7 protein-coding genes are annotated in these 11,304 nt (G+C 55.9%); 4 read left to right on the top strand and 3 right to left on the bottom strand.

The genetic code is table 11. The features are described 5' to 3' along the window. Window positions 1-67 precede the first annotated feature (67 nt). Window positions 68-976 carry a LysR family transcriptional regulator gene (locus ACM64M_RS06135; RefSeq protein WP_416227784.1) on the bottom strand — a complete coding sequence of 303 codons (909 nt, stop codon included), beginning with the start codon at window positions 974-976 and terminating at the stop codon, window positions 68-70. A 55-nt stretch (window positions 977-1,031) separates the two neighbouring features. Further along, window positions 1,032-2,771: a gamma-glutamyltransferase gene (gene ggt, locus ACM64M_RS06130; protein ID WP_416227783.1), complete on the bottom strand. Its 1,740-nt coding sequence runs from the start codon at window positions 2,769-2,771 to the stop codon at window positions 1,032-1,034. Window positions 2,772-3,275: 504 nt separating this feature from the next. Between ggt and ACM64M_RS06125 the strand changes: the two genes are divergently transcribed. From ACM64M_RS06125 to ACM64M_RS06110, 4 genes are all read left to right on the top strand, one after another. Continuing rightward, the gene (locus tag ACM64M_RS06125; RefSeq protein WP_416227782.1) at window positions 3,276-4,562 is read left to right on the top strand and encodes an APC family permease; all 1,287 of its coding nucleotides are present in this window, start codon (window positions 3,276-3,278) and stop codon (window positions 4,560-4,562) included. Window positions 4,563-4,816: 254 nt separating this feature from the next. Continuing rightward, window positions 4,817-6,085 carry an FAD-dependent oxidoreductase gene (locus ACM64M_RS06120; protein ID WP_416227781.1) on the top strand — a complete coding sequence of 423 codons (1,269 nt, stop codon included), beginning with the start codon at window positions 4,817-4,819 and terminating at the stop codon, window positions 6,083-6,085. A 429-nt stretch (window positions 6,086-6,514) separates the two neighbouring features. Next, complete coding sequence (locus tag ACM64M_RS06115) at window positions 6,515-9,577, top strand: TonB-dependent receptor domain-containing protein (RefSeq protein ID WP_416227780.1); 3,063 nt, start codon at window positions 6,515-6,517, stop codon at window positions 9,575-9,577. Window positions 9,578-9,605: 28 nt separating this feature from the next. Next, window positions 9,606-10,799, top strand: a complete 1,194-nt coding sequence (locus tag ACM64M_RS06110; protein ID WP_416227779.1) for an SGNH/GDSL hydrolase family protein — start codon at window positions 9,606-9,608, stop codon at window positions 10,797-10,799. A gap of 202 nt (window positions 10,800-11,001) precedes the next feature. Here ACM64M_RS06110 and ACM64M_RS06105 read toward each other — a convergent pair whose 3' ends face one another. Continuing rightward, complete coding sequence (locus ACM64M_RS06105) at window positions 11,002-11,232, bottom strand: transposase (protein ID WP_416227778.1); 231 nt, start codon at window positions 11,230-11,232, stop codon at window positions 11,002-11,004. Window positions 11,233-11,304: the final 72 nt, after the last annotated feature.

Raw genomic sequence — 11,304 nt, 5'->3', positions numbered from 1 at the left:
CGCATCTTATTGAGTAGCTGACATGACGGACTGATCCGTGACCAGCTATTTCCAATCGCGCCGGATGCTATGCCGTGAGGTTATGCCGGCTTCGGGCCTGACGCAGTTGAAGTTTGAACTCGGTCACAAACGTGCGCGCCAGCCGTGACAAAGGACGATCGGCCGCATGGACGCAATAAACACCAAAACTCAGATCAGCTTCGAGATGATGCGTGCTCAGGCCATCCGCGAGCCTCGATTTGGCGGTGTATTCATCAACCAGCGCAACCCCTCCCCCGCGCCTGACCAGCTCGACCGCGGCGTAATAGGCATCGACCGACACCACTTCGTTGAGAACCAGCGATCGGCGCGCCAATGCAATGTCAAGAATGTCACTAACCGGGCCCGTATCAGCCGATCCGATGTAGGGCACGTCCGCCAATTGATTGAGAGTCAACCGCTTATCAGAATCTGTCAATTCGCTGCGCCGGCTCAGCGCTATGATTTCGCCCGATCCAACCTTGAAGGTCTGCAATAGCGGGTGCTCCACCGGATCGTAGACAATCGCCACATCGGTTTCACGCGTCAATAAGGTGCGATCAACCTCATCATGGTGCAGCACCTTTACCGAGAAATTGACGCCAGGATTGATGGCGCGAAAGTTTGATATAGCAATCGGGGCAACATCAAGCGCCAGTGCCGGAACCACCGCGAGCCGAATATGTCCGCCGGATCCCGACCGGAGATTGTGAGCAACCAGTCGCAAGGTTTCGAGCCGTTCGAAGATCGGGCGCACTTCTTCGAACAGGACATGCGCTTCCTCGGTGGGAATCAACCGGCCAGCAGTGCGCTTGAACAATGGAAAACCGATCTGACTTTCGGCATGCATCAATGCCTTGCTGACAGAGGGTTGCGAGACATTCAGGACGTGAGCCGCCGCGGTGATCGAGCCATTGGCATAAACCGCGTAGAATATCTCTATATGGCGAAGCCGCATGCCGTGCCTTCTGTTCTGGTCAGCAAAAATGCTTCCGGCAACTCTGTCAGCACCTTTAGGGCGCAACTGCAAGCGCATCTGGTCGGCGCGGGTCGGCAGCGCCGCTAAATCGATTTCCAGGTTCAATCATGATTGTTTGGGCGCTGCCAAAGGCAAAATCGCTCACCCGCAATTCGTGCCCCATGCTGGACAGGATTGCTTGTGTATCGGGATTGAGCGCCTGTTCGATGCTCAGCAGATTGGTGCCTTCCTGATGGATGCGCGGTTGATTGGTCGCCTCTGCCGCGTTCAGGCCAAAATCGACTACGCCAACAATGACCTGCAGGACATTGCCGATAATCGTGCTGCCTCCCGGCGATCCCGTGACCAGCCATGGCTGATTATCCTTCAATATGATGGTTGGTGTCATGCTGGAAGACATCCGTTTTCCTGGCGCCAAGGCATTCACCGGAGCCTGTCGACCGTCGCGTTCAGCGCGATAGGCAACCTCGTGAGAGAAATTATTCATCTGATTGTCGAGCAGGAAACCTGCCCCTTCTACCATCACCCCAGAGCCAAAATCCGATCCCAGAGTATAGGTATTGCTGACGGCATTTCCTTCTGCATCTGCAACCGAAAAATGGGTTGTGTTCTGGCTTTCAAAGCTCCACGGATCGACTTGCGCATGATCGCGCGGGTGCAGGGCACGAGTGAGAGAAATTCGCTGGCCACGCTCGCGGGCATATTCCTTTGAAATCAGTTGTTCGACTGGCAAGCGGAAGAAGGCAGGGTCGCCAATATATTTCCGCCGATCTACCGTTCCAAGTTTCATGACTTCGGACAGCAGATGCAGACTGGCTGCCGAGCCAGCCCCCATCGATGCCAGATCATACGGCTCCAGCAAGTTGAGCATTTCAATCAGGGCCGTACCACCTGAACTTACTGGCGGAGCGCTGATGACGGTCAGGCCGCGATATGTGCCGCTCACTGCCTCTCGTTCAATCGGCCTGTATGCGCTCAGATCAGCTTGTGTAATCAACCCGCCGTGACGGGCCATGTCTTCGGCAATCTTGCGCGCCACTTCACCCGAATAAAAACCGTTGGCACCAAATTGCGAAATCTGTCGCAGAGTCCACGCCATATCGGGTTGCCGGAGTATTTCACCGGGGGCGTAAGCCGAACCATCGGGTTTGAAATAGGCACTGAATGCCGCGTCGCTGCGCATGATCCGTCCCTTGCCGGCAGCAAACACTGCGACATGTTCATGGCTGAGCGCAAATCCCTCTTCTGCAAGTCGAATGGCCGGTGCGACCACACGTTCCCACGGGAGGCGTCCATAGCGCTGGTGTGCATGATAAAGGCCCGCAACGGTACCAGGTACTGAGGGAGCGATATAGCCACTCGAAGCAGCGGCACTCTCATTTCCATCGCTGTCTATATACATCTCGGTCCGGGCAGCCGCTGGTGCGATGGTGCGATAATCAATCACGAGGGAGCGGCGTTCTTCGCCAAGATAGACGACCATGAACCCGCCGCCGCCAATATTCCCCGCGCGCGGCAAAGTGACCGCCAGCGCAAAGCCCGTAGCGACAGCTGCATCAATCGCATTGCCACCATCTCGCAGCACTTGCGCGCCGACTTCGCTGGCGAGACCGTTCTGGCTTACGACCATGCCACTGGAACCGTAGACAGGTTGCTGGATACGTGGACTGAGGTTTTCGACAATCTCATTGTGCTGAGAATGTGCCGGTATGGCGAGGCTGACCAATGCGATCGAGGCAAGGACACGCGCAAATATGGCGACCAATTTTGTCATGACCTCGGATCGCTCTGACAAGCTATCGCTTTGAGACTGGCAAAGGACGCATTCTTGCAAACAATTCATGATAACAACCTATCTCATCCAATGCGTTCTGGCAGCTTTTTATCTGGTTGAGAGCAAACTGCCCGCGCAAGCCCGGTTGCGCCAGCCTACATGCATTTCCATCTGTTCCTATGACCATAACTCTGAGGCATAGGACAACGATCCGCAAAATGGCTTTGGAATGCGGCGCGAAGCCAGTCGGCACAATGGCACCCTGCCCGTTTGAAAATCGCGGTAATCTGCGCGTTCTGCCCGATACAAAGGACACAGAGCGGCGTAATTCCACCGGCCCTTACCCCTCTATTAATTATCCAAAGGGCAGTTTTTGATCAATCGAACCGTTGGTCATCCATACACGATTTCGTTCCGCTAGTCCCCCAGCCAAGTTGCGTTGGGAAATTGCAACGTTAGTCACAAACCCTTGGTCCAATTTCGGATCACATGGGGTTGCTCAAGATGGCAAATGAAAATAACGGCGTGCAGGACGACGCTCTTAACCGCGATATCGGTTTCTTTGGGTCGGCATTCCTGTCATTCAATGGAGTCGTTGGCGCAGGAATTTTTGCGCTTCCCGCTGTCCTCTATTTGCAATTCGGCGATTTCAGCCCTTGGCTGTTTCCCTTGTTCGGTCTCCTGGTTCTGGTGATCGCCGTGCCATTTGCCAAGGTGGCAGCCCATCACCCGACCTCAGGTGGCCCGGTCGTTTACGCAGCAGTATTTGGACCAGTGGCCTCGTTCCAGGCCGGTTGGCTTTATTATGTTGCGAAACTGACATCGCTTGCCGCCAACACGAATGTTCTGATCGCTTATCTGGCGACCCTATGGCTTCCGTTCGCCGATGGAGCGATGCGCGCTGCCGGAATACTGGTCGTGGTGGCGGCGATCACATTCATCAATATTGTCGGGCTGAAACGCGCAGTCCAGCTGATTGATGCACTTACCTTGCTCAAGGCCTTGCCACTGATTTTCATTGCGATTTTCGGTTTGGTGGTCGCTGGAGGATCGATCACCGCGCCGGCCGGGCCGCCGCCGCTGACCGAACTTGAAGCTGCGGCCCTGTTGATTCTCTATGCCTTTGTCGGATTTGAAAACAGCGTTGTCCCCGCGGGCGAGACCACGAACCCGCAGCGGACAATCCCGCGCGCCTTGATCGCTACGATCCTGGCTACAGCGACACTCTATTTCATCGTGCAACTATCCTATGTTGCGGTAATGGAGCCGGGCGAAGGCGGCGATGCTCCGATGGTGGCATTCGGGATTGAACTGCTCGGCCCGGCGGGCGGATTGCTGCTGACCGTAGCCGCTGTGTCGTCGCTGCTCGGCAATATCAGCGGGGGCATGACCGCTACGACCCGCACCACCTTTGCAATGGGGCGCGACGGGCTTTTGCCGATTTGGTTTGCAAGAGTGAGTGAGCTTTACGCCACACCAGTCAATTCGATCCTCTTTATGGGCGGCTTGATCGTCTTTCTGGCATTGACCGGCAGCTTTGTCTGGCTGGCGATTGTCAGCACGCTTGCGCGCATGGTGGTCTACGCCATCAGCATCGCCTCATTGCCCAAAAAGGAACGGGGCACGCCCATCGTCTGGTTGTTGGTGCTCGGCGCAATCGCGGTTTGCGCATATGCGGCCCTACAATCCGCATGGGCATCGTGGCAGGTGTTGTTGATCCTGTGCCTGGCAGGAACCGTGCTGTATCTGCTCGCCCGCTTCGGGAAAAGGCAAAGGTCGGGCAGTTCGTAAGCACGACCAGCAAGCACAGCGCGCCGGTCCCCATCAATCGACTGCGCTGGTCCGTCTTGGGTGCAGCCTCTCAGGCCTGATGGACCATTTGTGGCATAACCTGAAGCTATCAAGCTCTGCGCAAAATCAGGCTGCCCAAGGCAAGCTCAGACAATATCCTAATTTCGGCATCAGGCATGGCAGCGACCTTTTCGCAATGCGTCGAACGTTTTGCTGAACCTTGCCAACGACCTTGGGGCGAGGAAGAATTGAATATGAAACAAGAGTTTGACGTCATCGTAATTGGCGCTGGCGTTGTGGGGATGGCCACTGCGCTAACCCTTATAGAACAAGGACACCGGGTAACTGTTGTCGATGCATCGGCAAAGCCAGGCATGGGCACTTCCCACGCCAATGGTGCGCAATTGTGCTATGCCTACACTGATGCGCTGGCCAGCCCATCGACCCTGCGGCAATTGCCCGGATTGATGTTTGCGTCGGACTCGGCGTTTCGCCTGCACCCTTCCCTCGACCCTGATTTCCTTCGCTGGGGCATCGCCTTCTTGCGTGAATGCAGAGCGAGCAGGTTCCTGTCCAACACGCTGGAGGGGCTGGAACTCGCTGTCGAGTCACGCAAGGCGCTTGACCGATTGAGCGCGCATTTCAAACTCGCATTTGACCAGGGAATGCCAGGTAAATTGCACATTTACCGCAGTGCAGAAGGCTTTGTAGCTGCGTCCAAGATAGCCGCTGTCAAGCGGGACTTCGGGATCGAACAGCATGCCGTTGATTCAACAGGTGCGGTCGCCATCGAACCGATGCTGGCCCCGGTCGGCAATGACATAGCAGGCGCATTATACACACCGCGCGAGGAAGTCGGCGATCCCCACCTGTTCTGCACCAGCGCTGGTCAGGCGCTATTGGCCAGTGGACGCGGGAGAGCAATGTTCAGCACTGAGGTAATTGCAATTTCAGCCGGTCAGCAGCCCGCCATAGAAACCCTTTGTGGAAAGCAGCTCAGTGCCGACCGATTGGTCCTGTGTGCAGGAACCGGATCGCCGCGCCTTGCACGCCTTCTCGGGGTGCGGATCCCGATTCAGCCGATGAAGGGCTATTCGATCACCGCGCAACCCGGTGCAGCGGCTCCGTCTGTCTGCGTGACCGATGTAGCAAACCGGATCGTCTTCGCCCGTTTGGGCGATCGTATGCGCATTGCTGGCCTGGCAGAGTTAGGCAATCGCGACCGAGCGGTGGACCCCGCACGCATCGACTTGCTGATTGCGACGGCACGCGCGGCCTTGCCAGAGGCGGCGGATTACAACGCAATTGACCTACGATGGGCCGGTTTGCGTCCAATGTCGCCAAATTCCCTGCCAGTAATTCGGTCAATCGCTCAGGGAGTTATTGCCAACACCGCACATGGATCGCTGGGGTGGACCTATGCTGCAGGTTCGGCGGAACGTGCGGCAAGATTGCTGGCTGAGACATTTCCGGCTTCGCGGAAGACTCGCTCAGCCACAGAGTTAGCGACGCAATCGGCATAACCCCTATGCATGGCACACAATGCTATTGGAAATGGCATTCGTTCCCTGCGTGCGGAACTATCGGAGGATGATAAGAACACACATCCGTCTCGATGGATAAAATGACAGCCATCACGCGCGTAAAGGTTAGCCAATCGCAGTGCCCGACTCTTGCTGCTGTCATTTGCAAGAGCGGATTCGCACGCCACGGTTTCAATTTGGCGACGGCGTTTCAATGACCGTCAGCCCGCGTCATGCAGCAAAGCCTGCTCTGCAAGAAGTTGGAGTGGGAAATATTCCGTTCTAAATAATGCTTGATGTTAAAATATCAATTATGAAACAATTACATTAATATTAAAATATGGGTACAAATAAATCGAAATCGAATCAAGTAATATTGAAATGAGGGGAATTTTCATGCCGATTTGCACAATCCGAAAAGCGATTTTGTTGGCCAGTGCTAGCGTAATATCGCCCTCTGTTGCCTATGCACAGGACGCCGCAAACGATCAGGCACAATCCTCCGCCACCTCGGGCAATGATGTCATCACAGTTACTGGTTCGCGGATCGAAGGTGCGAAGATTGATGATATCCTGCCTGTTACGGTGGTCGATGAAGAATTGATCGAAGCGATCAATCCGGCATCTGGTGACGAATTATTCCGCTCATTGCCGCAAGCGGGCGCTGTCAATTTCAACGAGCAGTCAGGCGTGGGCAGTGTCAACTTTGCGCGCGGCGATATTGCCTCGATCAATTTGCGCGAATTGGGCACCGGCAATACGCTCTTGCTGCTGAACGGCCGCCGCATGGCGCTGGACCCTGGTTTTCAGACCGAATTGCTGGTCCCGGCCGTGTCGCCTGATACCAATACAATCATGCCGGGAAGCGTGCGCCGCGTTGAAGTGCTGCGCGATGGTGCCTCGGCAATCTACGGCGCCGATGCGGTCGCAGGCGTGGTCAACACAGTGCTGCGCGGTGGCCGGGACGGCGGCTTCGTGCAGGGTGACATCCGCAAATCTGATGGCATCGACCTTTGGAGCGGGAGCATTCGCGGCGGCTTCGGCTTCGATTTTAACGAAGGCCGCAGCAATATTACCCTGTATGGCGGTTGGTTCCATGAAAATGGCGTGCCGGCATCTGTGCGATCCTATGCTGGAAACTCCGATCAACGCTTCAATCCAGCATTGATCGGCACGCCTTTTGAAGGTGATCTCAACTTTGATAATCGTTCTTCGTTGTCCCCCTGGGGACAATTCGACATTCAGGGAGCTGGCGCCAGCAGTGCGACCGCAATAGGCGATGATGATTTTCAGATTCAACCCGATTCTCTAAGCGGTTGCCGCCTGGACTTGGGCAATGGCCTGTGTGCCGATAATGGCACTACAGTCGATCAGGAAATTCGTTTTGACCGCGATAATGAGCGAACGTTGTTTTCGGACAAAGACCGATACAATGCCTCTGTCTTGTTCAATCATGAATTTAACCCCGGGCTGGAGCTGTATTTCGAAGGATCCTATTATCGGTCCGAAGCCAGCCGACTGATCGAGACTTCGGCTCTACTGAGTGCCGTTCCGATCGCGATTTCGCGGGAAGCATACTGGAATCCATTCGGGGCAGCTGTGTTTGCTAATGGAGTAGCCAATCCCAACCGCTTGGCAAGCGGGATCAACGGCGTTGGTCCCGAAGGCCGCGATTTGCTTTTGGAGCGATACCGGGTGGTTGATCCCGGTCCACGCACGAGCATCACGACCAAGGATGATTACCGGATCGTGCTGGGTCTGCGCGGGGAATTGGGCAATTGGGATTTCGACACCGGCTTTGTTTATCACGACGTCAGAAAAGACAATCTGACCCTCGGTCGCATTTCCAATACCTTGCTCGAAAACCAGATCAATCTGAGCACACCCGATGCCTACAACCCTTTCAATGGTGGCTGCTTTGACCCAACGCTGTCAGTGGCGGCAGCCAATGGCGACTGCACGCCAAGTGCGCAAGCAGCGCTTGACGCCATTCAGGTGGATGTATTCCGCAATGGTGGAACCACGCTTCTGCTGGGGGATTTCAAAGTATCGCGCAATGATCTGTTCAAGCTTCCCGGAGGTGACCTGGGTGTTGCCGCCGGGGTGGAATTCCGCCGCGAAACTTTCTTTGACGATCGTGATCCACGGCTTGACGGCACGATCACTTACACCAACAGCGTAACTGGTGACTTTTTCGGCTCTGATGTGGTCAATTCCAGCCCCTCTCCTGATACCAGCGGGAACCGCGAAGTCTATTCGGGCTACCTCGAAGCCTTCGTCCCGATTATTTCAGAGGATATGAACATTCCGGTGGTTCAGGAACTCAGCGTGCAATTGGCCGGTCGCTTTGAATATTTTTCCGACATTAAGGAGACCGCAATCGTCCCGCGTGTTGCGGCATCGTGGACCGTTTTCGAAGGAGTGATGCTGCGCGGCGCATGGTCGCAAGGGTTCCGGGCACCCAATCTGGTGCAGGTGAACGATCTTGGCACCACCCGCGCCAACTCGCGCGATGATTTTGTCCGGTGCTTTGCCCAGATCCAACAAGGGATCATTGCCTCCTTCGACAATTGCGTTGGCGAAGGCACGGTTTCCCTGCGCACCGGCACCAATGTTCTGCAGCCCGAAGAAACCGAAAGCATCAATCTGGGGATTGTGTTCACTCCTGAATTTCTTCCCGGATTGGCGCTGACGGCGGATTACTGGCAGGTTGAGCAAAAAGGGATCGTCGGCGTGTTCGGCGATGCCAATGCCATTGCCCTTGATCTGTTGCGACGCATCAATGGCAGCAGCAATCCCAATGTCATCCGCAACGCGCCTGAAGCAGATGACATCCTCCTGTTTGAAGGCACTGGCCTTGAGCCGGTGGGCCGGATTGCCCAGGTGCTTGATCCCTATCTCAACCTGGACGGACGCGATGTTGGCGGATGGGATTTCGGGATGGCCTGGAATTTTGGCGATGTGCTTGGACTTGGCAAGCTCGAGATTGGAGCGAATGCAGCCTACCTTGAGAAGTTCATCCAGTCGCCCGGCCCTGACGGAACAGAATTGCTGGCGGCAATTGCCAATGGCGATCTGCCCGACAGTTTGACTATCGCCAATATTGGCGAATTGCGCGAACAAAATGGTCGCCCGAAATGGCGCTGGACTGCCAATCTCAGTCTGGAATCCGGTCCGCTCAATTTTCGCCTGTTCGGGCAATATGTGGGCGGCGTATTCGATACAAGCGCATTGCAGGATACCACCGACATCAACGGCAATCCCAATCCCGATCCAGGCTCGCCTTACCGTGTCGACGACATGTTCACGCTCAATGCATCAATCGGATATCGCATCAATTCCGGGGCGCTTGATGGCACAAGTTTCCAACTCGGCATCAACAATCTGTTCGGTGAGGATCCGCCTCTGGCAGATAGCGATTTCAGCTTCATCCCGCAATTGCATAGTGCGCGCGGTCGGCAGTTAACCTTCCGAATTCGCAAGAATTTCTGAAGGAGGTCAGGTGTAAAGGATCAAAAAAATGGCCGCCAAGCTGAACTCCAGGGCGACTCTGGGCAATCTGGTATTCTGTATAGCGCTGCTGATTGCTGCGGTTCCCGCCCTCGCATCGGAACCGCAGCATTGGACGCGGGCATGGACATCCAGCGTGTGGCAAGGCACCCAACGGCACACGCTGGAAATCGAAAATGCTACGATCCGCATGGAAATCCGCTCTGGCGCAGCGGGGAAAGCGATCAGATTGCGGCTGTCAAATGAATATGGGGACGACCCGCTAACAATCGGTGCTGTGACGGTAAGGCGAGCAAACGGGCAAATCGCGCGGGCAAACTTTGATGGCGCGCCGACAGCCACGATCTGGCAAAGGACGCCTTTGATAAGTGATCCGGTCGATTTGCCTGTTGATGCATTCGAACTGGTGCAAGTGGCAATCTATTTTCCCGATGAAACGAGCCTTTCGACCGTTCATGGCGTTCGCGGGGAGCCAACTCTCGTTTCGGCAAAGGGCGATCATACTGCCAGCTCTGATTTTCCCGTCAGCAAGACCCATGCCTATCGCCCTGTGCTCGCCGGCCTTGACGTGCTGGGCAGCACGTCAAGGCCGGTGATTGTCGCCTTTGGCGATTCAATTACCGACAATGTCGGTTGCGCCAACGCCGCACCCATTGCGTGCCGCTGGGGTGAGGTGCTCGGCAGGCGCCTCGCCGCGACCGACATGCCGCATGTTGTGATCACCCAAGCCATCGGAGCCAATCGCGTGTTGCGCGGCGGGGTTGGACCCAGCGCGCTTGCCCGGTTTGACCGCGATGTTCTCGCCGTGCCGGGCGTCAGCCATGTCATCCTGCTAGAGGGTATCAATGATATCGGCAATTCAGGGCCAGAAAATCCGCTCAAAGCGGGCGATTTGATCCGCGGCTATCGGCAGTTGATCGCTCGCGCGCACGAAGCGGGCATCAAGGTTTATGGGTCGCCGATCCTGCCCTGGCGCGGCGCGTCGCGCTACACCGACGAGCGCGAAGCGATCCGCGCAGAAGTAAATCGCTGGATCCTGACCTCGGGGGAATTCGACGCCGTGATCAGACTCGATACCGTGGTTGCCGATCAATCCGATCCGTCGCGGCTGGCAGCCCCGCTGCAACTTGGCGACAATCTCCACCCCAATGGAGAGGGTGAAACGGCAATGGGTAATTTCATCGATCTGGATCTGTTTCGTTGATGGTTCCCCGAACACTGCTTCGGATGAGAAGGTAACCCGGCCGAATTTGATCTGTGCTATGATTTTGGACCGTCGCTTCATTATAATCCGGTCGATTGGTAATCCACAGTGCGACTTGTCGCGGATGTCATCATAACCGCTCCTGGAGGGGCGTCGGTGTCACCAATACCGGCGAAAAGCCCGCAGAATGCGCCACACCAAATCAGACTTCGAGCCGAAGCAAACGAACCTGTGCGGACGCCCTTTCCTGAAAGCGGAGGAAGGATTGATGCTGAGGTGATGGCGTTGACGGCCCCTGCACCGGCGTAACAGTGCAGAAGTAGATCGCCTGGCTGATCCCTGCCTTGCGGCAGATCTCCGCCACCGACGTTCCGTCCTCACCCTGCTTGACGACGAACGCCTTCTGCGGGTCTGTGAACTTCGATGTCTTCATGCCGTTACTCCTCGCCCAGACAAGGATACATACGGCGGAAAACTCCAGACCCACGTGGTCCAAGGTTGGGGG

The sequence above is a fragment of the Qipengyuania sp. ASV99 genome (assembly GCF_047872805.1).
Lineage (GTDB): Bacteria > Pseudomonadota > Alphaproteobacteria > Sphingomonadales > Sphingomonadaceae > Erythrobacter.
The sequence above is the reverse complement of the archived record's forward strand: the minus strand, read 5'-3'. Positions and strand labels throughout refer to the sequence as shown.